At 38.0% G+C, this 22,659-nt stretch carries 24 protein-coding genes; 15 read left to right on the forward strand and 9 right to left on the reverse strand.

Annotated features, from left to right (window positions below):
• Positions 1–12: 12 nt before the first annotated feature.
• From coaW to MKY27_RS06625, 3 genes are all read left to right on the forward strand, one after another.
• Positions 13–849 carry a type II pantothenate kinase gene (gene coaW / locus MKY27_RS06615; RefSeq protein WP_339175999.1) on the forward strand — a complete coding sequence of 279 codons (837 nt, stop codon included), beginning with the start codon at positions 13–15 and terminating at the stop codon, positions 847–849.
• A gap of 138 nt (positions 850–987) precedes the next feature.
• Complete coding sequence (locus tag MKY27_RS06620; RefSeq protein WP_339198786.1) at positions 988–1,386, forward strand: MarR family transcriptional regulator; 399 nt, start codon at positions 988–990, stop codon at positions 1,384–1,386.
• A 5-nt stretch (positions 1,387–1,391) separates the two neighbouring features.
• Complete coding sequence (locus tag MKY27_RS06625; protein WP_339198789.1) at positions 1,392–2,582, forward strand: MFS transporter; 1,191 nt, start codon at positions 1,392–1,394, stop codon at positions 2,580–2,582.
• Positions 2,583–2,685: 103 nt separating this feature from the next.
• Here MKY27_RS06625 and MKY27_RS06630 read toward each other — a convergent pair whose 3' ends face one another.
• Positions 2,686–3,075: a reverse transcriptase-like protein gene (locus MKY27_RS06630; protein ID WP_339198792.1), complete on the reverse strand. Its 390-nt coding sequence runs from the start codon at positions 3,073–3,075 to the stop codon at positions 2,686–2,688.
• Between the two features lie 111 nt (positions 3,076–3,186).
• Here MKY27_RS06630 and MKY27_RS06635 point away from each other — a divergent pair, with 111 nt between their 5' ends.
• Positions 3,187–3,378, forward strand: a complete 192-nt coding sequence (locus MKY27_RS06635; protein WP_008404740.1) for a zinc-finger domain-containing protein — start codon at positions 3,187–3,189, stop codon at positions 3,376–3,378.
• A gap of 313 nt (positions 3,379–3,691) precedes the next feature.
• Here MKY27_RS06635 and MKY27_RS06640 read toward each other — a convergent pair whose 3' ends face one another.
• Together MKY27_RS06640 and MKY27_RS06645 are read right to left on the reverse strand one after the other, a co-directional pair.
• The gene (locus MKY27_RS06640; RefSeq protein ID WP_339198795.1) at positions 3,692–4,687 is read right to left on the reverse strand and encodes an SEC-C metal-binding domain-containing protein; all 996 of its coding nucleotides are present in this window, start codon (positions 4,685–4,687) and stop codon (positions 3,692–3,694) included.
• A gap of 234 nt (positions 4,688–4,921) precedes the next feature.
• Positions 4,922–5,821 carry a DMT family transporter gene (locus MKY27_RS06645; RefSeq protein ID WP_339176005.1) on the reverse strand — a complete coding sequence of 300 codons (900 nt, stop codon included), beginning with the start codon at positions 5,819–5,821 and terminating at the stop codon, positions 4,922–4,924.
• Positions 5,822–6,047: 226 nt separating this feature from the next.
• On the opposite strand from MKY27_RS06645, the gene MKY27_RS06650 reads away from it, so the two are divergent.
• The 3 genes from MKY27_RS06650 (at position 6,048) to MKY27_RS06660 (ending at position 8,479) form a co-directional block, all read left to right on the forward strand.
• Positions 6,048–6,920 carry a LysR family transcriptional regulator gene (locus MKY27_RS06650; protein ID WP_339176006.1) on the forward strand — a complete coding sequence of 291 codons (873 nt, stop codon included), beginning with the start codon at positions 6,048–6,050 and terminating at the stop codon, positions 6,918–6,920.
• A gap of 13 nt (positions 6,921–6,933) precedes the next feature.
• A complete protein-coding gene (locus MKY27_RS06655) occupies positions 6,934–7,599 on the forward strand; it encodes a phosphopantothenoylcysteine decarboxylase (RefSeq protein ID WP_339198797.1) in 666 nt (221 codons plus the stop codon).
• Positions 7,600–7,672: 73 nt separating this feature from the next.
• On the forward strand, positions 7,673–8,479 hold the full coding sequence (locus tag MKY27_RS06660) for a VOC family protein (RefSeq protein ID WP_339198799.1): 807 nt from the start codon (positions 7,673–7,675) through the stop codon (positions 8,477–8,479).
• A 43-nt stretch (positions 8,480–8,522) separates the two neighbouring features.
• Here MKY27_RS06660 and MKY27_RS06665 read toward each other — a convergent pair whose 3' ends face one another.
• Positions 8,523–8,723, reverse strand: a complete 201-nt coding sequence (locus MKY27_RS06665) for a cold-shock protein (protein WP_079526068.1) — start codon at positions 8,721–8,723, stop codon at positions 8,523–8,525.
• Between the two features lie 191 nt (positions 8,724–8,914).
• Here MKY27_RS06665 and MKY27_RS06670 point away from each other — a divergent pair, with 191 nt between their 5' ends.
• Positions 8,915–10,594 (forward strand): formate--tetrahydrofolate ligase, encoded by a 1,680-nt coding sequence (locus MKY27_RS06670; protein ID WP_339198802.1) that lies wholly within the window; start codon positions 8,915–8,917, stop codon positions 10,592–10,594.
• 157 nt (positions 10,595–10,751) lie between these two features.
• On the opposite strand, the gene MKY27_RS06675 is transcribed toward MKY27_RS06670, so the two are convergent.
• Positions 10,752–10,904 (reverse strand): hypothetical protein, encoded by a 153-nt coding sequence (locus MKY27_RS06675; protein ID WP_176142076.1) that lies wholly within the window; start codon positions 10,902–10,904, stop codon positions 10,752–10,754.
• A 277-nt stretch (positions 10,905–11,181) separates the two neighbouring features.
• On the opposite strand from MKY27_RS06675, the gene MKY27_RS06680 reads away from it, so the two are divergent.
• The 4 genes from MKY27_RS06680 to MKY27_RS06695 all read left to right on the forward strand — a co-directional run bounded on the left by MKY27_RS06680 (position 11,182) and on the right by MKY27_RS06695 (position 16,332).
• Positions 11,182–11,814: an HD domain-containing protein gene (locus tag MKY27_RS06680; RefSeq protein ID WP_339198805.1), complete on the forward strand. Its 633-nt coding sequence runs from the start codon at positions 11,182–11,184 to the stop codon at positions 11,812–11,814.
• The gene (locus tag MKY27_RS06685; protein WP_339198806.1) at positions 11,811–13,697 is read left to right on the forward strand and encodes an ABC-F family ATP-binding cassette domain-containing protein; all 1,887 of its coding nucleotides are present in this window, start codon (positions 11,811–11,813) and stop codon (positions 13,695–13,697) included. The genes MKY27_RS06680 and MKY27_RS06685 overlap by 4 nt, the downstream gene beginning before the upstream one ends.
• Positions 13,698–13,707: 10 nt before the next feature.
• Complete coding sequence (locus MKY27_RS06690) at positions 13,708–14,829, forward strand: virulence factor (RefSeq protein WP_339176016.1); 1,122 nt, start codon at positions 13,708–13,710, stop codon at positions 14,827–14,829.
• Between the two features lie 306 nt (positions 14,830–15,135).
• On the forward strand, positions 15,136–16,332 hold the full coding sequence (locus tag MKY27_RS06695; protein ID WP_339198808.1) for an aldehyde dehydrogenase: 1,197 nt from the start codon (positions 15,136–15,138) through the stop codon (positions 16,330–16,332).
• 68 nt (positions 16,333–16,400) lie between these two features.
• On the opposite strand, the gene MKY27_RS06700 is transcribed toward MKY27_RS06695, so the two are convergent.
• From MKY27_RS06700 to proB, 3 genes are all read right to left on the reverse strand, one after another.
• Positions 16,401–17,294, reverse strand: a complete 894-nt coding sequence (locus tag MKY27_RS06700; RefSeq protein ID WP_339198810.1) for a DMT family transporter — start codon at positions 17,292–17,294, stop codon at positions 16,401–16,403.
• Between the two features lie 164 nt (positions 17,295–17,458).
• Positions 17,459–18,724 carry a glutamate-5-semialdehyde dehydrogenase gene (locus MKY27_RS06705; protein ID WP_339198813.1) on the reverse strand — a complete coding sequence of 422 codons (1,266 nt, stop codon included), beginning with the start codon at positions 18,722–18,724 and terminating at the stop codon, positions 17,459–17,461.
• 13 nt (positions 18,725–18,737) lie between these two features.
• A complete protein-coding gene (gene proB, locus MKY27_RS06710) occupies positions 18,738–19,820 on the reverse strand; it encodes a glutamate 5-kinase (protein WP_339198816.1) in 1,083 nt (360 codons plus the stop codon).
• Positions 19,821–20,446: 626 nt separating this feature from the next.
• On the opposite strand from proB, the gene MKY27_RS06715 reads away from it, so the two are divergent.
• On the forward strand, positions 20,447–20,923 hold the full coding sequence (locus tag MKY27_RS06715) for a sigma-70 family RNA polymerase sigma factor (RefSeq protein WP_339198819.1): 477 nt from the start codon (positions 20,447–20,449) through the stop codon (positions 20,921–20,923).
• Between the two features lie 53 nt (positions 20,924–20,976).
• On the opposite strand, the gene MKY27_RS06720 is transcribed toward MKY27_RS06715, so the two are convergent.
• Positions 20,977–21,369 (reverse strand): glucosamine 6-phosphate synthetase, encoded by a 393-nt coding sequence (locus MKY27_RS06720; RefSeq protein WP_339198822.1) that lies wholly within the window; start codon positions 21,367–21,369, stop codon positions 20,977–20,979.
• Positions 21,370–21,590: 221 nt separating this feature from the next.
• Here MKY27_RS06720 and MKY27_RS06725 point away from each other — a divergent pair, with 221 nt between their 5' ends.
• Positions 21,591–21,785, forward strand: a complete 195-nt coding sequence (locus MKY27_RS06725) for a hypothetical protein (RefSeq protein WP_339198825.1) — start codon at positions 21,591–21,593, stop codon at positions 21,783–21,785.
• Positions 21,786–21,948: 163 nt separating this feature from the next.
• Positions 21,949–22,659 carry a Type 1 glutamine amidotransferase-like domain-containing protein gene (locus MKY27_RS06730; RefSeq protein WP_339198827.1) on the forward strand — a complete coding sequence of 237 codons (711 nt, stop codon included), beginning with the start codon at positions 21,949–21,951 and terminating at the stop codon, positions 22,657–22,659.

Below are 22,659 nucleotides of genomic sequence, written 5' to 3' on the forward strand. Positions count from 1 at the left end.
GGAGATTAATTTATGTCAGCATGGATTGGAATTGATACAGGGGGTACGTTAACTAAGCTTGCCTATTTAGATGAACAACAGGAGCTGAAATTGACGGTCTTTCCATCTAACGAAATGCACTTAGTAAAAGAATGGTTGGAAAATCATCCTCAAGTTGAAGAAATCGGCTTAACCGGAGGACGGACTGAGCAATTGCGGGACGTTTTAAAGACGATGAAGTCGATTGAATATATAGTTGAATTTGAAGCAACTTTAAAAGGTGTGCGCTATTTGCTGGAAAAAGAAGGACACAGTATTGATCAAAGTATTATTACGAATATCGGTACAGGTACATCGATTCACTATATGGATGGCAATACACATGCCAGAGTAGGCGGTACAGGAGTAGGCGGCGGTACCTTAATCGGACTTTCTACTATTATGACCGGAATCTCAGACTTCGATGAAATAAAAGCAAACGCTTACAAAGGCAAGCGGGAAGGCATTGATCTGCTTGTAAAAGATATTTATCAAGGAATGGATACACCGATCGACGGCAATTTAACTGCCAGTAATTTTGGGAAGGTCGGTATTACCGATCAACGTGAATTTGAACAAAATAATCTCCTTGCAACAACACAGGGGCTGATCGGTGAAGTGATTTCCACATTAAGTATCCAGCTAGCCGTACAGTATAAGACGGAGCACATCGTCTATATCGGATCCACGCTGATCGATAATGAACAGCTTGTAAAAGTAATTGAACATTATACTATATTAAAAAAACATAAACCTGTTTTCTTGGAAGATTGCGGTTTTTCCGGTGCGATTGGTGCACTGTTAAATGTTCGTGAGCACAGCAGAAAATAAAGGACAGCATTTAGGCTAGCAATATAGTTTAAATGCTTCTTTTTTTCCATTTTTATCTTAATTGCTTTACATAGAATTTTAAGAAGCGTAAAATAGGAAAAGTGAATTATTTAGTTAGGTAAATAAGGAGAGATTGTGATGAATCCGTTATTTCATATACTTTTTCAGCAAAATCGTTATTTAGTAAAACAGTTAAATGATGTTTTAAAACAACATGGACTATTCAGCTCACAATGGACGGTTCTTTTTTTATTGCATCAAAACGGGAAGATGACACTTACTGAAATATGGAAGTACCTGGATGTGGAAGCACCGACTGTTACAAGAACAGTCACTCGTCTGGAAACACTGGGATGGGTGGAAAGGGTGCAAGGAGCGGATAAACGTGAAAAAATGATTGACTTAACGGCCAAAGCATTGGAACTGTTTCCTGAAATTGAGGAATCCGTCCTTTCATTCGAACGAAAAATGACGGAAAATCTATCTGAGGAAGAACAGGCGCACCTTATTCAATTATTAAAAAAGATGGAAGGTTAGAATATATGGAGCTTCAAGAACAAACAAATAAAATATTTACTAAGCGATTTATTAGTCTATTCTTTACGAATATGTCGATATTTCTAGTTTTTTACGGGTTGATCACGACATTGCCTTTATATGCAATCGGTGAATTAGGGAAATCGGATGACGATTCAGGACTGCTTGTAACCGTATTTTTAATTTCGGCTATAGTCGTTCGTCCGTTCAGCGGGAAGCTGCTGGATCTCTTTGGGAAAAAACGATTACTGATTATCAGTCTTATCCTTTACTTTGCATGCACGGTATTATATTTATTTTTTAAACCATTTTTACTTTTACTGGCGCTTCGTTTTTTCCAAGGGATATGGTTTAGTATCGCAACAACAGCTTCAGGCTCTTTAGCAGCCGATATCGTTCCAAAAAGACGTAAAGGGGCAGGGTTGGGCTACTTTGCGATGTCCACAAATTTAGCGGTTGTATACGGTCCATTTATCGGATTGCTTATTATCCAATATTCAAGTTTTGATATGCTGTTTATTGTCTTATCTGTCTTTGTGGCAATCGGCAGTTTGCTTGCCTTATCTATTCAGACGAATGATTTGCCGGAGCCGGTTATAGTAGACCGTAACTTTAAATTTTCATTTAATGATTTATTTGAACGAAGTGCATTACCGCTTGCCGCACTTGCCAGCTTAGTCGCATTTTCATATGCAAGTGTTCTATCGTTCTTATCGCTTTATGCGGAACAAAAGGATCTACTCAGTGTTGCCAGCTATTTCTTTGCGGTATTTGCTGTTGCGATGATTTCGATCCGTCCATTTACAGGGAAAATCTATGATACGATGGGTGCCAAATTCGTCATTATTCCGTCATTCTTTATATTCGCGTTAGGGCTGATAATCCTTGGCAATGCCAATCAGGAAATTCCGTTCCTATTATCGGCGATTTTTATCGGTGCAGGGTATGGTACGTTGACAACGAGTTTTCAGTCGCTTTGTATCCAGGCTACGACAATTCAGCGGAGCGGCTATGCAACAGCCACTTATTTTACGCTGTTTGACATAGGGATTGCGATTGGATCATATCTACTGGGGATGGTAGCAGTAAATCTTGGCTATGAATTTGTGTATTATATTGCGGCATTTATTATTATTGTCGTATTTGCACTGTATATGCTCTTGCTCAATCGTCAAAAACATAAAACAGAACAATAAGAAAAACGATTCATCGTTCCATTTGTGGAATAGATGGATCGTTTTTTGCCACTATTAATAGTAGGTTTTTATGTTTGAAAATGACTGTAATTAAGGGAAATACTTAATTATTTTTTAAAATCGCTTCGCGTGCTAGAACATCTGCTGCTTTATTTTCTTTATCGGGAATCCATTTTATGAAAAATAGCTCAAATTGTTCAATTAAAGTGAGTGCCCGCTCTAAATAAGGTTTGAATTCCTCGTTTTTCACATAAGCTTTGTCGATCGAACTGACGACAATCTTCGAATCGGAGCGCATGGAAACAAAAGATGAACCGATTTTTAAAGCTTCTTCCAAACCACGTAAAAGCGCAATAAATTCGGCCTGGTGATTGTTTGTAATCCCGATTGGTTCACTGATTTTTATCTGTTGTCCTTCACCTTTTATAAATACCCCAATCCCGCTAGGACCGGGATTTCCGGCACTGGCGCCATCTATATAGACTTCTAACATATTTTCGCTCCTTTAATGTTCTGTTCGTTTAAGTATAACAAATACATGTAAGTTGGAGAAAATAAAAAAATAGCGTACAATAGTAAAACAAATTATCGGGAGGTACATGACTTGAATAAAGTAGATGTTATGAAAGATATTGATGAATTAATGGATATGTACTGCGCTGATTGTCTTGTCATTCAGGACCTTCGTAAAGAACGAGGAAAACATGGTGCGCACCGTTTCTGCATTGAATCTTGTACAGTAGGGGAACAGCTTCAGTTTCTTGGTAAAGAAATAATGAAAGTTTCCGAAAAATAATAATTTTAGAACATTCTTCTTACTATTGAATAATAATGTTTTTTTGATATAATGATTAAGTATTTCTTATTTGCCTTGTTTAAATCTCTGGTACAGGTTTATTTTTTTATAGGTAAATGACTTCAGCGGAGTGGTTACCGTTGAAAAATTTCTTCATTTTTAATTCCTTTTTATAGCTGAAAAGGAGGAGGCAGCTTGTAATATGTAGCGCATAACTACTATATTACAAGTTGTTTTTTTGTGGTCATATTTAAAAATCAGCGCAAATGAAAAAGCTACTTTCGTCGTCTCGAAAGTAGCTTTTTTGCTTTTATTAATTTGTAACAAGTTGCTTTTCATTATAGAAAGCATTTAATTCCTGATAATATTTATTTAAAGAAGAAGGGGAAACACTGAAGCTTTCGCCGATTTCTTTAACAGTGAACTTTTGTTCGAATAAGTCATTATCCTGACCAAATCTTACTGCACCGGCAGCGATAGCCCCTGCTTTACGTGCTGTTGGCTGTTTTTCGACTAAGTAATCTTCAACCATTGCCACGAAGCTTTCGTTGTCGATTGCTTTTTCCGACATAAAGGCTTTTAACTGTTCCACGACTTCCTGCTCGAAAGGTGTAAACTCTTCCCCTTCATAGCCGTTTTCAACTAAGCCTTCCCATAATAATAAATGGTTTTCTTTTGTGAACTGCTCAACAGGTAAACGGCTTGCTTTATAAGCCTCTGTAAACTGTTCAAAAGAAATCGCATGTTCTTTATGGAAGAAGATTAGGGTAGAGACAGCTAATACGTGATTTTCCTTGTTTGAACCATCCGGTAATAAAAAGGCGAACACACGCATTCCTAGAGGGATTGATTTGTGGCTTTCACGTTGAATGTGATAAGTTCTGCCAGTTAATGCAGAGATAGCTGTAAAGTAATCATCTTTCACATCTTCGACAGTTCCGATGAAGAATATCGGCTGTTCCCATGATTTCAATAAGTCGATCATAGATGGGCGAAGCGCCTTTTTAGCTGTTTTTGCTAAGAAGTTCTGCCAAATATCAGGTCGTTGATGGAAGAAATATTCGTCCAATGCAACGGCTTCCACCAATTCTTTATGCAATTTTTTTTCTAATTTCGGTGCCCATTTACGAACTAATTCCATAAATTCACGGATATCTTTTCGTTCAGGGTAATTACTATAGAAAGTCTGTAATACGTTTTCGATCTCTTCCTGGAAAACGTTTTGTGAAGTTACTTGATTTTTTCCTTCACAACATTTTTTGTATTTTTTTCCACTACCGCATAGACATGGGTCATTACGTCCAATCATTGTAACACTTCCTTTAATACAACTTTTAAATACTAATGTCGCAGTATTGCTACTAATAATAATAACGTCAGATTGTTATTATGAAAACTGATTATGTTTTTAGAACTATCAGAAAAATTGTTGCATTTTACATTATATTAAACTTTACATAAAAATAGAACAATAATAGAGTTAATTCTTTCACTAATCTATAAAAAAAGAGACATGGCACGCTCGATGCGATGTCTCTTCCTATTATAACGTAGTTTCAGAGTGAGTAGGTGCTGGTATTTTTTTCATTGCTACAAATTGTTCGAGCTGGGCAACAGTATTCCCGATTAAAATAAATGCGCCACCAATCACAAGTTGCGCAGTTAATCCTTCTCCTAGGAAAATCATCGCAAATATAGCTGCAAAAATAGGCTCAAGCGAAAAGATCAGCCCTGTATGTGTAGGGGAAGTGTATTGTTGTACAACAGCTTGTGCAATAAAGCAAAACGCGGTACAAATAATACCTAATCCAAGTACAGCAATCCAACCGGAAGAATTGGACGGGAACATCGGTGATTCGAACATTATTGTGAACACTGCTCCGAACAAGCCGGCAACACCTAACTGATAAACACCATAAGAAATCGACTCGACATTTTTAGTAAATCGACTATTTAAGATTAAGTAGATTGAATAGCAAACTGCTGCAATAGCAACTAATATATCCCCGATTTGGAATGTCATAGATTCTCTCATAGTCAAAACGGTAATACCAATCATTGTAGCAACAACGGCGAAGCTGACTGCTCGAGAAGGGAGCCGTTTTTCAATAAAGCTTGTCATGATCGGCACTAAGACAACTGTTAAACTAAGTATAAATCCTGCATTTCCAGCAGAAGTCGTTTTTAGTCCCACCAATGATAAGGCGAAAATTGTAAACAATAAGAAGCCTTGTACAGATGCATATAAAATCGTTTTTATGTTTACGCGCAACATCTTCGGTAAAAAGATTAGCCCTGCAATGATAAATGCGATTAAGCATCGAAGTGCTACAACATTAAAAGCTTCCAAACTTTCCAGTCCCATGACCATGAACGTATAGGACAGCCCCCAAAACATTGTAACAATCACCATTAAAATATTTGCTTTACCTTGTAAACTCAAAGATGTCACCACATTTCTAAAAAGTAAGTTGTAAATAATAAGTAAAAATATGTATTAGAAGACAAATTCAACTATAAAATTTATAGAATTAAAATCTTTTATCTTCTACAAATCCGTTCTGTTATAAAACAGTATAAACAGGAAGTTGTGATTAGTAAAACGAATGTTTATAATGAATGATATGAAAATAATTCATGTTTAAAATTGAATAGTGGAGTGAATTATAATGAGCTTAGTCAAATATGAAATTTTAAATAAAGTGGCGGAAGTACATAGCTTTACTAAAGCGGCTTCTGTTTTAGGACTCACACAATCAGCTGTAAGTCATGCTGTTTCAAGTTTGGAAAAGGAATTTGGCTTTAATTTAATTCACCGGAACCGTACAGGTGTAACGTTGACTGAAGATGGGATGAAAATGCTTTATGAAATGCGCAAAGTATTATTGGCGGAGGAGCATCTTCAGCAGACGGCTTCAAATATTATAGGGGTAAGCCAAGGGACAGTAAGAATTGGTCTAATATCAACAATCTCTACACATTGGATGCCGAACATCATTCACATTATGGATTCAGAGTACCCGGGCATTCGCATTGAATTGCGCGAAGGGGATTATTATGAAATTGAACAATGGCTCCTGCAAGGGGAAGTTGACTGCGGATTTTTAAACCGGACAAGCTCCAAACAATTCGATTTTATGCCTTTAAAACGGGATCCTCTGTTATGTATTGTGTCGTCGCATAGTCCGCTATATGATAGAACAGAGATCGATTTATTTGAAATTGAAGAAACACCGATCATAATGCCTTCCTATAAAGGGACAAATGATGTGATGACGACATTTGAAAAATATGGTGTATTCCCGAATATACGTTTTGAACTTTATGACGAAAAGGCGATCGTATCAATGGTAGAACATAATCTAGGTATTAGTATACTGCCAGAAATGGCGATATCGATGTTGCCGGACACTGTAAAAGCACTGCCTCTTGTACAGGAAAGTTACCGGATCCTCGGATTATCGACGAAGCAGAAGCTTTCACCGGCATCGCAAAAATTTGTGGAAATATTAAAACAGTGGCTGGAAAACGAAGAACAGTAAAAGGGGAACAATCATGCTAACAGGAAAAAAAGTATTGATCACGAGTGGCGGGACATTCGAGAAATGGGATAACGTCCGCGGCCATACGAATTTATCAAAAGGAACAATGGGATGCTACTTGGCGGAAGGAGCACTTGAAAAAGGTGCGGATGTCATTTATATGCATGGTGTATTTACACAGCTGCCTGAACATCAAAATGAGATGAAGCTCATCCAATTTGAAGGGATTGAAGATTTAGGGAACAAATTAAAATCAGTTCTTGAATCCGAGCATATCGATTATGTCATTATGGCTGTGGCCGGCTCGGACTGGCTTATTGATAAAGTGTTCGATCAGCAGGGGAATGAACTGACGGAAAAAGGGAAAATGCCATCTGATGAGCCTCCGATTATCCATTTTAAAAAGGCGCCGAAAATATTGGCACAAATTAAAAACTGGTCACCGGATACGACTTTAATCGGCTTTAAACTGGAAGCAACGGAAGATGAATCATTTTTATTACAAAGAGCTTCTACAAGAATGGAAACGGCAAAAGCGGATTATATGGTAGCAAATAGCTCCAAATCATTGTATGGTGCAATGGAGCCCCATTATATTATTCATAAATCCGGGGAGACCGTTAAAGTTGATGGGAAAATGGCCGCTGCAACAGCATTAATAAATGCCATTTCTAAATAAAGAATTTTTTTACTACCTGTATAGGGTTTGATTTAAATTTTAAATCTACTTTTTAATGAAAAGAGGTTGTAGCATGTACCAGTTTGATCATCTCGTCCATTTTGTCCCATATCCAGAACAGACAATGTTAAAGCTCCAAGAAGAAGGTCTCCATGTTGTTCCGGGAGGAAGTCATGAAGCGTGGGGCACATATAATACACTGAGCTATTTTGATTTGGCTTATATTGAACTGATCGGCATTGAAAATGAGAAAAAGTTCCAGGAAGCTGCCAATAAGAGTTATTCATTACATGCGAGCTATAAAGAAAATCGCCGACGTGACGGATTGACGCGTTTTGCCGTTCGTACAACAACGATTGAAGAAGACGCGAAGTTATTCGCTAAAGCGGGTTTGGATGTAGTAGGACCTGAACGTTTTTCAAGAAAACGGGATGATGGTACTGAAGTAAGCTGGCAACTGCTTTATATTGGTCATCCTAAATCGAAAATTGAATTCCCTTTTTTCATTCAATGGGATGAAGCAGATTCACTTCGACGTAAGGAACTAACGGACCGTGGGATTATAGCGAAACATCCTTTAGGGGATTTAGCGATCCAAGCTGTCCATTTTGTTGTGCCGAATTTTGATGCAGTTGAGCAAATTGCCCAATTATGTGGTGCGACCATTTTAAAAAAGGTAAATCAGGAAGAAAACGTAGAGTATTCGATTATTCTGCTCGATGAAGTGAAGCTTATTTTTGTCAAGCCGATTGGTGAAGGAGCCGCTTGGAATTATATGCTCGAAAATGGCTATGGCATAAAAAAGGTTGTCCTTTCAGGTGCAAAAGAACAAAAGCAAATTACAATCGATGGGGCACAATATGAAATAAACAAGAAATAAAAAAAGGCTGTAAACGATCAACCCTTTTCGTTTACAGCTTTGTCTATTTTTTTATAACATTCGCTGCCTGCGGACCCCGGATGCCATCGACTAAATCGAATTCAACCACTTGTCCTTCATCCAGTGAACGAAATCCTTCTTCTTGTATGCCAGTAAAGTGTACAAAAACATCTTCACCATTCGCAGATTCTATAAATCCATAACCTTTTTCATTATCAAACCATTTTACAGTGCCTTGGTGCATCCGCTTTCTCCTCCGATACTGTCAAAATCAATTGATGAAACATAAAGATTCCAGAATATTACGAATAAACTATATACTATACATATGTTAACTGTCAATAATTTGTCGATTTATGCACTATATTTAAATTATTAATTCTGATAAAACAAACTATAATAAGGTGACTACATATTTAGAAAGCAGGGCGAAGCATGACAACTACTACGAAGAAACCATTAACAGATATTGAAATAGCCAATCAGGCAACTATGAAGCCGATTTTGGAAATTGCTGAAAATGCAAATATTCCGTTAGATGCAGTTGAACAATACGGTCGCTTTAAAGCAAAAATTGATACAAGTAAAATTAGTGGTGAAGCAACGGCGAATGTTGTACTTGTAACAGCGATTAGCCCTACACCAGCAGGAGAAGGAAAATCTACCGTAACAATCGGTTTGGCGGATGCACTGCATCAACTGGATAAGCGGGTAATGGTTGCTTTACGTGAGCCTTCATTAGGACCGGTTATGGGTGTGAAAGGCGGCGCTACTGGCGGCGGGTATGCACAAGTATTGCCGATGGAGCAGATCAACTTGCATTTCAATGGAGATTTCCATGCGATTACAACTGCAAACAATGCATTATCAGCCTTGATTGATAATCATCTCCATCAAGGGAATGCATTGAATATTGATCCGCGACGTATTGTCTGGAAACGTGTACTGGACTTAAATGACCGTGCACTGCGTCATGTGACAGTCGGTTTAGGTGGTCCAATGCAAGGTGTACCTCGTGAAGACGGGTTTGATATTACAGTCGCTTCAGAAATTATGGCCATTTTCTGTTTAGCAACAGGTATGAAAGATTTGAAACAGCGTCTTGCACGTATTGTAATCGGTTATACGTATGATCGTAACCCGGTAACTGTTGGTGATTTACAAGTAGAAGGAGCACTTGCGCTTATTTTAAAAGAAGCGATGAATCCCAACTTGGTTCAAACAATTGAAGGAACACCGGCATTAATCCATGGTGGACCTTTTGCTAATATAGCCCATGGATGCAACTCGATTACTGCAACTCAAACAGCACGTAAACTTGCGGATATCGTTGTAACAGAAGCAGGATTTGGTTCTGATTTAGGTGCTGAGAAGTTTTTAAATATTAAAGCCCGTGAAGCAGGATTTAAACCGAGTGCTGTCGTGATTGTAGCAACAATTCGCGCACTGAAAATGCATGGCGGTGTTGCAAAGGTAAACTTAGTGGAAGAAAATGTGGAAGCTTTAAAACAAGGTATTTCCAATCTGGCGCAACATGTGGCCAATGTTCGGAACTTTGGACTCGAGCCGGTAATTGCATTAAACCGATTTATTACAGATACCGAACAGGAACTGAAAGCTGTTTTACAATGGGCGGAAGCAAATGAAGTCCGGATTGCCCGTACGAATGTATGGGAAGAAGGCGGTAAGGGCGGTATTGAGCTTGCCGAAAAAGTTCTTGAAGTAATTGAACAGCCAAATACTTTCCATCATTTATATGATTTGCAGGAAACAGTAGAACAAAAATTGACGAAAATTGTACAGCAAGTATATGGTGGTGCAGGTGTACAATTAACGGATGCTGCAAAAAAACAGTTAGCAGTAATCGAAAAAAATGGTTGGGACACATTACCGATTTGTATGGCGAAAACACAATATTCATTGTCAGACCAGCCAAGTTTAGTTGGCCGACCAACTGATTTCATTGTAACGATTCGTGAAATTCTGCCGAAGCTGGGGGCAGGATTCCTCGTTTGCTTAACAGGAGATATTATGACGATGCCAGGCTTGCCAAAACAGCCTGCAGCTCTAAATATGGACGTGGCAGAAGACGGAAGTGCGCTTGGATTGTTTTAATCAAAATAAGAGATAACTGCCGGAGAAATTTATGTCAAAGGACATAGTAAAACCGCAGTGATAAATAAAAGTAAAAGAAACGTATTCGTTTGATAATTCATTCGAATACGTTTCTTTTATTTGCAGTGGAAGCTTTGTTCAAATTTACGTTCGTTCATTAAAACATAATTTGTAGAAGGTTAGTAGCAATCATAAAAGTTGCGCTTAATCCGTATGCAACCGATCCAATTAAAATTGGTGAAATAACAATTAGACCTTTGCGTTGGCTATCGTTCATATTTGGTGCTACAGCTTGCATCATTCTTTGCATAAATAACACTCCTTTTTTCTGTTTAATGTTTTCTTATTGCTATTATATGATGTAAATTTGTAAAATACAAGCATTTAGTTCACATTTTAGACAAAAATTATCTTCGAATAATTACTGATACTTGATTTTTTGAATGAAAGTTGCTATATCAAGGGGGTTTCCAAAAGAGTTGGAAAGACCGAATCATTTAACAATTATGGTGTTAAATAACTGAAGTCATCTTGCTTCTCATGGTAATATGATTATGTAAACTCTTAAAAGAAAATGGTGAATGGAAATGTCCGAAATAATCGTACGGTGTGAACAATTAGTAAAAGAAATTTATGAAACGATGGATGCAAGCCATGATTTTCAACATATTGAGCGTGTCTATCAAAACGCTATGACAATACTTAAATCTGAGCCTTCAGCAAATAAAAAAATTGTAAGTTTAGCCGTGCTGCTGCATGATGTCAGTGACGAAAAGTATGCAGCGGATAAACAGCAGGAACAGCGGATTTTGGATGAACTTGATTTAACGGAAGTAGAAAAAAAGCATATCCGTACAGTCATTGCGGAGGTTTCATTTAATGGGGGCAATGAACGGGATATTACAACAGTGGAATCAAAAATTGTTCGGGATGCAGACCGGCTGGATGCAATTGGTGCAGTAGGGATTGCGCGTACGTTTGCTTACGGTGGTGCAAAAGGACGCAAGTTGTATGATGATGCAGAAGAAGTTCGTGTCAATATGACGAAAGAACAATACCGCAGTCAATCCACAGCGTCTGTTACGCATTTTTATGAGAAACTTTTATTGTTGAAAGATTTAATGGTAACTGCAAAAGGGCGCGAAATGGCTGAAGAACGTCATGCCTTTATGGTACAATTTTTAGAGCAGTTAAAAAAAGAGAGAGACGGGATTTCATGAGTCATTTAATCGTATCAAATTTAACAAAAACAGTTGGCGATAAAACGCTATTTCAAAATATTGAATTTACCATTTATGAAGGGGAACGTGCAGGCTTAATCGGGATAAACGGAACAGGAAAATCCACATTATTATCGATTATTGCAAAAAAACAGGATGCCGATACAGTGGAATTCGACCATCCGAATAAGTACCGTATTGCTTATTTGGAACAAGATCCGCAATTTCCGCAGGATTTAACGGTTTTACAAGCGGTGTTTAGCGGAGATTCACCGATATTGCAGCTAAACCGTGCCTATGAAGAAGCGGTAGCCGCATTGTCACAAAATCCGCAATCTGAAAAACTGCAAAATGAATTATTCCGTTTACAGCAGCAAATGGATACAGAAAATGCCTGGGACGTCAATGCATTGGCAAAGCAAGCATTAACGAAGCTCGGAATCGACATGTTCGACCAGCAAGTCACAAGCCTATCGGGCGGACAGCAAAAACGTGTGGCATTGGCAAAAGTATTAATCGAACCGGCAGACTTATATTTACTGGACGAGCCAACAAACCATTTGGATGTTACATCGACAGAATGGCTGCAGGAAATGGTGTCACGCCTAAAAGGAGCGGTAATCTTTATTACCCATGACCGCTATTTCCTTGATGAAACCGCAACACATATATATGAATTGGCAGATAAAACGTTGTACCGCCATACAGGTTCGTATGGGGATTTCCTTGAAGCCCGGGCGATTCGTGAAGAAATGAATGCAGCATCACAGGCCAAATTACGAAATCGTTACCGCTCGGAATTAAAATGGATTCGTCGCGGGGCAAAAGCGCGAACTACAAAACAAAAGGCCCGTATTCAGCGTTTCGAAACGTTGGATGAATCCATCGATCGTTCGAATGACCAGTCCGATCTTGAACTGGGGCTTGCAACAACGCGTTTAGGAAAAAAAGTACTGGAATCAGATGGAATTTCCAAAGCTTACGGTGACCGGGTGATTATTCAGGATTTCGAATTTTTACTGCAGCATGGGGACCGTATTGGCATAATTGGAGCAAATGGTTATGGTAAATCGACACTTCTTAACATGCTCGCAGGTGAAATTGAACCGGATAAGGGCGAGGTAGTTGTGGGATCAACAGTAAAACGTCTTCATTTCAAGCAGGCACTGCCAGCAATGAATGAAAATGCACGAATGATCGATTATATTCGTGAAGCTTCAAATGACATTACCGATTCAGACGGTGTTCGTTACTCAGCATCACAAATGCTCGAACGTTTCTTATTCCCGCTGAATACACATGGTACGCCGATCAGCAAGCTTTCAGGCGGAGAGCGGAAAAGACTTCATCTGCTCCGTCTATTGATGGAACAGCCGAACGTATTACTTTTAGATGAGCCGACAAATGATTTGGATATCGAAACATTAGGTGTTCTGGAAGATTTTATCGAAAACTTCCCGGGTGTTGTCATTACAATTAGTCACGACCGTTTCTTCCTGGATCGCATTGCGAAAAAGCTATGGATTTTGGACGGAAAAGGCGGCGTATCGGAAAGCTTGGATGTGTATACCGACTATTTAGCAAAACGCGAGTCGGAACTGCAGCAGGAAGCGAAAGAGATGAAGCAGGAAAAGCCGAAAGTTGAAAAGCAGAAAACAGAAAAGAAAAAGCTATCATTCAAAGAGCAGAAAGAATGGGAAACGATTGCCGATACGATTGCTCAAGTTGAAGAAAAAATTATGTCGACAGAAGAGGAAATTTCATCAGCTGGTTCGGACTTTACAAAACTTCAGCAGCTGACGTCCGATTTAGAAAAACTAAATGAGGAATATGAACAATTAATCGAGCGCTGGAGCTATTTAGACGAAATCGCAAATGGATAGGAGCATAACAATGAAAATTTTATCAATTGAACCAACCCCAAGTCCAAATTCAATGAAAGTAATTATCGATCAGGATTTACCATTTGGTAAAAGTTTTAATTATACGAAAGACAACATCGGTGAAGCATCACCTGAGCTGCAGGCCATCTTTGCAGTAGAAGGTGTAAAAGGCATTTACCATGTATCGAATTTCCTGGCGATAGAACGTAATGCGAAATTTGCCTGGGAAAATATTTTGGCGGACATTCGCCGTGCAATTGGCGGAGAGGCAACTGAAACTACGGAATATGAGATGAATGAGCATTATGGGGAAGTAAATGTACATGTTCAAATGTACAAAGCGATTCCATTGCAAATTAAAGCTTTTGACGGTGAAGGGGAAGTACGAATTAGCGCAGGAGACCGTTTTACAACAGCTTTCAAACGTCTGCAGTTCAGTGTGACGGATGAAAATTATATTTTTGAACGAAAATGGGTCGATTTCGGTGTTCGCTATGGCGATAAAGAGCAAGTAGTACAAGAGGTACTAAAAGAGGTGGATGCACTTTATCCGCAAGACCGAGTTGAATCGATTGTCCAGTCTGCTAATGAACAGGTTGTAACAGCAGCACAAGAGCGGAAAGAAGTGTCATTGGAGCAATATGAGCAAGTGGAAGACTGGCAGCAGCGATTCCAGTTGTTAGATCAATTACCGGATCCGGAAGTAAAGGATATTCCGTTGTTTGAAAAAGCGCTGGAAGACGAGCAAATGTCTATTCGACGCCTTGCTACCGTTTATTTAGGAATGATCGAAGATGTTGCGGTTGTACCGGCATTAACGAAGGCATTGAATGATAAAAGTGCAGCAGTACGCCGTACAGCGGGCGACTGCATGAGTGATTTAGGGTTACCTGAATTTGAGCCGGCGATGATCGCTGCATTGGGTGACAAAAATAAACTTGTCCGCTGGCGTGCGGCAATGTACTTGTATGAAGTAGGGACAGAGCAGGCAATTGACGCCTTAAAAACAGCGAGTGAAGATAAAGAGTTTGAAGTAAAGCTTCAAGCAAAAATGGCACTTGCGCGTATTGAAGGCGGGGAAGAGGCAAAAGGTTCCGTCTGGAAACAAATGACGGAAAGCCGCAAAGCATAAAATTTAAGATGGCCTGATCATCAATCAAAAATGCTATTTTCTCCTGAGAAAATAGCATTTTTGATCGCTGTAAAAATTGTTTTCCATTTCTGAACACTAACCGCAGGCGTAGTGCCAACATATTGGTTAGTGTTTTAGTATTACTATATTCATAAAATAATATAGATTACCTACTACACAACTGTACTTCTAATAATTGGCAAATTCCTTTTTATTGTTAAACATTCTCACATTATCTATTAATAAATGGTATAATTTGAGAGAATGATATATATTTAGTAGTGTATAAAGAGAGGTGGGTCCATAATGGAGGAGCTATTGCTGAAAAATCCTAGTTCTTTAAGTGATGAACGTAAAGAAGCTTTATTAAATTTATTATACTCCGAACATTGTAATGACTCAATACTATTAAAAAGTGATGATTTTTATTTCATTTTTCATGATCTTTGGTCACTTTTTGAAATTGGGGAAGAGTACGAAAAAGAAATAATAGAAGAAGATATTAGACTGAAAGAATGGCGAATTTTCTTATTGGATTTTTTTTCAGCTAGAAATGCAAAAAAATTGCATTTTGAGTACTTAAAAGATTCCTCTGTAAAAAATTTTTTTATTGCACTATACATATGGAAAAAAATTAAAAAAGATTATTTTTATGATATGCGTAAAGCGTTGAAAATCAAAAAATTGAATACTGAATATGAAAAGGGCCTTGCTGAAAATCAAAAAAATAGTGATATCTATCATGAAATCCACTTGAAAGTTCAAAGCTATTGGTACATGAATTTATTTAAATTCAATTCCATTTACGACAGAATTCTTGAAGAAGTGCTGGAAGAAACGAAAGCGGTAGAGCTGCTTTTCGGCGACAAGATATGGGAAACAATCAGCAATGACAATTTAAGAAAATTTATGAGTTATATTGAATCAAGGCACTTTTCCGAAGTTTTGTTTTGGAAATCCAAATTTCAGACAGAACAATTCCTGAAAGTTGGACTTGATCCGAACAGTACATATGTATTTTGTGTTCAAAAAGATATATCGATGAAACGCAGCCTTACTTTACAGAACGGATTGGCATTGGCTGTTTCGGAATTTTCACAAAAACATGAACACAATTTTGTTTTTTTATCATTCATACAAGCAATTGACCAGGAAATGATTACACATAAAGAATCAATAGATTTTAATTATTACTTCGAGCTGGATAAATCGTTCGGACTTAAAACGGAACCGATTAATTATAAACGTATTATCAATTATGCTTTTACAATGCTAAAGTTAGAATTATCTCATAGCAGTAGCGGTAAAATCTATTTAATCTGCAATGAATTACTGTTTGATGATTTTCCGAATGAAGAAGAATGGATAACAGCTGTAACAGATTACAAAAAAGCGAAAAATATTGAAATTGTCGTCATCTATATGGGCGATAAAACGAAATTGCAGGCAATCTGGTTTGCAGATAAAATACTGGTACCACGACAACTGGCCCAGTTTGAATAAAAAATAAACTCTAAATCGCGCGCGAAATGATACCGCTGTGATTTAGAGTTTATTTCGTTATATCTATTTTATTGTGAACTACTTGTTTTTATCTTTTTTACGGTTTGTTCAGGGGAGAAGACGGTGTACAAAATACTTCCGAAAATCAGAACAATTCCGAGCACTTGCAATAAACTTGGTCGGAAGGAAAGCAATGCAGCATCCAATAATATCGCTACTACCGGATCGACAAATACGAGTACGGATACGATGACAGTTGGGAGGTCCCGGACACTGTCAAAAAACAAATAGTAAACAAATCCCGTATGAATAAAACCAGTACCTAGTATGTATAGCCAGTTCGTATTCGTTAAACCTTCAAATGCGGCAAAATCGCAAAAAGGGAGCAACATTACGATGCCTACGATTGTTTGGATAAACGTAAGAGCATAGGATGACATACCGTGAATCGTTTTACTCGTGAACATTGTCAGCGCATAGCAGATGGCCGAAAGAAGCGCCCATATAAATCCAGAGTTCATAAATTGAGAGACGCTTGTAAAGCTATCAATACCAATTATGAGGATACTACCGAAAAAGCAAATGACTGTTGCACAAATCGCACCGATCCCCATTTTTTCTGCCAAAAACACCGAACCTAATATCAATACAAAAATTGGCGCCAAATTGTATATGGAAATGGCGATAGAGATCGACATCACTTCAAACGCTTTAAATAAAAATACCCAGTTTAACACAAGAAATATACCGCAAATGACTGTTTTCATTATTTCGCTTTTATTCCAAACTTCTGTTTTTTTACCGCCTGTTATAAACCATAATCCGCCCAAAAAGAATGTGGCACAAATACAGCGAACAAAAACGAGTTCGACTGCAGGCAGGCCGGTTTGCGTAGTAAAGAAGCCGATAGAACCAAAAATAGCCATGGAGATAGTAAGTTTAAGTATCGAGTGTATATTCATATGGCAAACCTGCTTTCATAATCCCGTATTGACGGGGCGTAATTTAACTGACCCAAAAAGTCTAGATGCAGAGATTGAGTTCCGCTTCTAGACTTTACAGAGAGGAAAAAATAGGGAAGGAAAAATTCCCATAATAGCCCTAATTTCATTATAGAAGGTACATTTTATTCCCGAATTTGACCTGTACCATGGATGTAGTATTTCGTTGATGTTAATGCTGGTAACCCCATTGGTCCTCTAGCATGCAGCTTTTGAGTTGATATCCCGATTTCTGCACCATATCCGAATTCAAAGCCATCCGTAAAGCGCGTCGACGCATTATGGTACACAGCTGCCGCATCTACAGAATTTAAAAAGATTTCAGCATTTTGCATATTGTCGGTGATAATCGCTTCTGAATGGTTTGTTCCGAACTGATTAATGTGCTGTACCGCTTCCAATACGTCATCTACTACTTTTATGCTTAATGCCAGAGCCAAAAACTCTTCGGCATAATGTTCTTCTGTTGCCTCGATCGCTTCCGGCAACACTGCACATACATTTTCATCACCATAAATTTTTATATCAAGTTCATTTTGTAGATATTCCAAAAATTGCTTGCCATTAAATTGGAAAAAATTCTGGTGCATCAATAGGCTCTCCGCCGCATTACATACGGATAAACGCTGTGTTTTCGCATTTTTTACAATTGATTTCGCCATATCGAAATCAGCGAATTCATCCAAATAAATATGGCAGTTTCCGGCACCGGTTTCAAGAACAGGAACCGTCGATTCACGTACAACTAAATCGATTAGTTTTTTACCTCCGCGCGGAATGAGCACATCCAAGTATTCAGTAAGTGTAAATAAAGATTTCGCTGTTTCACGGCTTGTATCTTCGATTAACAAAACGGCATCTTCCGGATAATTAACAGCTTCTAGCGCACGGTGAATCGAGGCAACGAGTGCGATGTTGGAGTATTTTGCAGAAGAACTGCCACGCAGAAGTACCGCATTACCTGTTTTAATGGAAAGTGTTGCTGCATCAATCGTTACATTTGGTCGTGCTTCATAAATCATACCGATTACGCCTAATGGGACACGCTTTTTAGTAATTTGCAGCCCATTTTCTTTCGTCATTTCTTCGACTACTTCACCGACAGGATCCTCTAATTCAATCAGCTGCATAATGGCATCGCTCATCGCTTGAATGCGGTTTTCATTCAGTAAAATGCGGTCCAGTGTTGCTTGATCGAGTCCGTTTGCTTTTCCATCAGTAATATCTTTTGTATTTTCCGACAGCAGGAAGTCCATATCGGCAATTAGTTGTTGAGCAATACTTTTTAATGCTTCATTTTTTTCTGCTGTTGTTTTGATATTCGTTAAATAGCTCGCTTTTTTTGCACGCTTACCTTTTTCAACCACTTCATTTGCAATTGATTTCGTCATAAAGATAACCCCCTTAAATTTTGACCCATTGATTACGGTGTATGACTTCTATCGGATAATGCATGAGCTCTGTCGTACGTTTACCCATCGCATGCTCCAATTCAGCTGAAGAATAAAGAATTTCTCCACGACCGATACAAGTATGTCTATCATAAACTTCGACAACATCGCCTTTTTCAAATTGTCCTTCATAGGCATAAACACCGGCTGGCAGTAAACTTTTCCCTCCATATTGCAATGCTTGGACCGCACCTTCGTCAATAAAAATCTTTCCGGAAGATTTTGAAAGCTGTACCCATTGTTTATTTGTAGGTACGTACTTTTCATTGCGTTCAAAATACGTGCCGTCACCGTTGTTTTCAAGAATTTCGATTAGTTTTGTATGACCGGAACCTGTTCCGATAAAAACTTCGACTCCTGTATTAATTGCATGATTGGCTGCAGCAAGCTTTGACTGCATGCCACCGGTCCCGACTTTTGAGCCTGATCCTGTAGCAAAGAGAAGCATCTCTTCTGTAATTTTTTCTATGCGATCAATTCGAACGGCATCTGCGTTTGTTAATGGATTAGCCGTATAGAGCCCGTTGACATCCGTTAAAATAATTAACTGATCTGCATGGACAAGACCGCTTACTAAAGCGGAAAGCATGTCATTGTCGCCAAAAGTCAATTCAGCGACAGATACAGTATCGTTTTCATTGATAATCGGGATGATGGAACGTTCTAACAGTTCTGTTAATGTTTCATAAGCATTTCTGTAACGCTGTTTATCGTTGAAATCAGAGCGAGTCAGTAAAATTTGGGCAGACGTCTCGTTATATTTGGCAAATTCATCTGCATACGCTTGTATTAGTATGCTTTGACCAACTGCTGCAGCAGCTTGCTTCCCTTTGAGGGTAATCGGTCGAGAAGGATAGCCAAGCTTTCGGAAACCTGCTGCTACTGCGCCAGAAGATACTAGAATAACTTCATGACCTGCTTTTTTTAATGCAGCAATTGCAGCAACATGGTCATGAAATTTTTCATGATCAAGCTCACCTTTATTATTTGTTAAAGAACTGCTTCCGATTTTTATTACAATACGTTTTCTTTCCACCCGAAATCCTCCTCGATAAAAATATTAAATTATCCCGCTACACGATATTGGTCATAGATACGCTGTTACAGGATATGACAGTTTTAACTTATGTTTTTCTACTTTTTTAGGAATAGAAAAAAACCTTTGATGGACTTAAAAGCATAAAAAAGCACATTTCAATCCTATCGATTAGGACGAAATGTGCTGTTTCCGTGGTACCACCTAAATTGAATGCCAAGTTCTTGCATTCCACTTATCTCATAACGCTGAGTCTGCGCCTATTTTTGTAGGAGCTGTTGAAGTAGGTTCGGCAGGTTTTGCTATGCCATTCTTTCAGCCTGTGGAATGTGCTCTCTTGTATAGCCAATTGCTACGTACTCGTCTTCAATATGCCTTTATATTTTCTAATAGCATGCATGATAGCGCATTTTTTGTCAATATCGTTATATCTGATTTATTAGAAAACTATACGAAAAAGTTCTTTTTAGACCGATTTACCGTATAAAAGTGTGAATTTTATGACTATTTAACGTGCAAATGTAATTTTTCGTAATAAATCTGTTCTTTGTTTCATTTTCTACAATTCCTTAAATTTGTAGTACCTAGGAATAATCAGTTGTGCACAGCTTTAAGGAATTGGAAATATGCAGGATGTAGAAAAACTTATTTCTGAAAGTGAAACAATAATAAAAAAAGTGATCTATAAACTGAAAATTTATCGGGATTTTGATGAATACATGCAAATCGGAAGAATCGCCCTATGGCAGGCACTGCAGAAGTATGATGCAACAAAAGGGGATTTTGCGATGTTTGCCTATATGACTGTAAAATATGCTGTAATTCGAGCACTATCCAAAGCGAATCATATAACCGAGCATGAACTGGCGGTGGAGGAAGACGTGATAATCGTTAATTCGCAGCAACAGGATTTAATTACAACAGGTTTGGAATGGCCGGAATGGTTTGAGGAATTAAATAAGGATGAACAATTTCTGCTGATCGCATTGTTTGAAAAAGAGCTTTCGTTAAAAGAGATTGCTGACAAGTATAAGCTGAGTTATGAAACAATTAAGAAAAGACGTCAGCGATTATTGTCTAAGTTAAGGGGTTTGCTACTATAGATTTTTGGGATGGAAAAAAGTGGAAGCTTATGAAGTTTCCACTTTGTAATATCTTATTGAAGTGTATTCAAAAACTCTGTTCGCTGATCTTCGGATTGCTGTTCGCCATTTACAAGCATTGCGCCAATACGGTAATCTGTTTGTCCTTTTTCAACAATATATTGCAAATTAACAGGCTGTACTTTGTTGTCAATTTTGCACTTACCTTTAAATTCTACAACATGCTCCATCATTTTAGTCTGGAAGTATTCCCAGCGGCTCTCTTCACAATAGTTTTTGAATGCTTCTTCTGTTGTAATATTACTATTTTCCATAACGGGTGTCGCATGAATATATGTAATATAGTCATTATCTGTTACGGCTTTTTGTGGACCAAAAAAGTAAAAAAATATACCAATTACCCCGATTGGTATAATCCAAAATATCGTCCTCTTTCTTTTCTCCATAAAATAAATCCCCCCTATATTTGTATTATCAGTATAACATTTTAATGTTAATATTTTCTACATCGGCATAATAATTAGCTTGATAAAGGAGTACTTTCGATACGTAGGTCATGGAAACTAACAGGATCAGTCTAATAAGATTAAACGTTAACATAGTAAGATTTGTTACTATAAAGATAGGTTAAAGAGAACGAGAATTTATCAATACTTTGGAGGACACAATGTTTTTTATTTTTATGGCAGTATATGGTACACCGATTTTAGCCGTTTTATTTTGTTTAAACTTAGCAATCATCATTGATAAATCGCGAAATAATCAGGATTCCAAATTTAATGTGTATGTAATGACAGGTGCCTTCACGATTATGATGTCATGTATTACGATTGCGCTATTAACAGTTTTAGACGGGGTATAAGACAACAACTTATTTAATCGATTTATAAAAGAGCATTGTTCAAGTGACAATGCTCTTTTTGTGATTAACTCAAGGAGTATCGTGAACTTTGTAGAATATATTAATTAAGGTCAAAACATGGTGGCAAAATAAAATACTTTTGATTATTGAAAGGAGTACCGAAATGAAACAAATAATTGCGATGGGCGGCGGGGGCTTTTCAATGGAACCAGATAACCCGCTATTGGATCGATATATTCTGAAGCAGGCGAAAACGGCAAAACCGAAAATTTGTTTTCTTCCTACAGCAAGCGGCGATTCTGAACAATACATATCCAGGTTTTATCATTTTTTTAATACACAAAATTGTGATCCCTCACATTTATCTCTATATAACCCTTCATCACGGGATTTGGAAAGTTTTATTTTAGAGAAAGACATTTTATATGTTGGTGGGGGAAACACGAAAAACCTTTTAGCTTTGTGGAAGGATTGGGGATTAGACCATATTTTAAGAAAAGCTTGGGAGGAGGGGGTTATTTTAGCGGGGTTAAGTGCAGGGGCAATCTGTTGGTTTGAGCAGGGGGTGACAGATTCTTTTGGAGATGGACTTGAACCAATAGATTGCCTGGGATTATTAAATGGGAGTAATTGTCCGCATTACGATGGTGAAAAGGAAAGAAGACCTGCATATCATAAGCTGATCGAGTCCAATCAAATACAATCAGGAATTGCTGTTGATGATGGTGTTGCGGTTCATTATAAAGGCCGGGAAATTTATAAAGTGGTTAGTTCCAGACCTGATGCCAAAGCGTACAGTATGCTTTGGGAAAACGGCATAATTGAAAGGGAACTCCCAGTAGAGTATTTGGGTCAACAAAATTTTAAAAAGTGA

It is taken from the genome of Solibacillus sp. FSL R5-0449, assembly GCF_037975215.1.
Classification (GTDB): domain Bacteria; phylum Bacillota; class Bacilli; order Bacillales_A; family Planococcaceae; genus Solibacillus.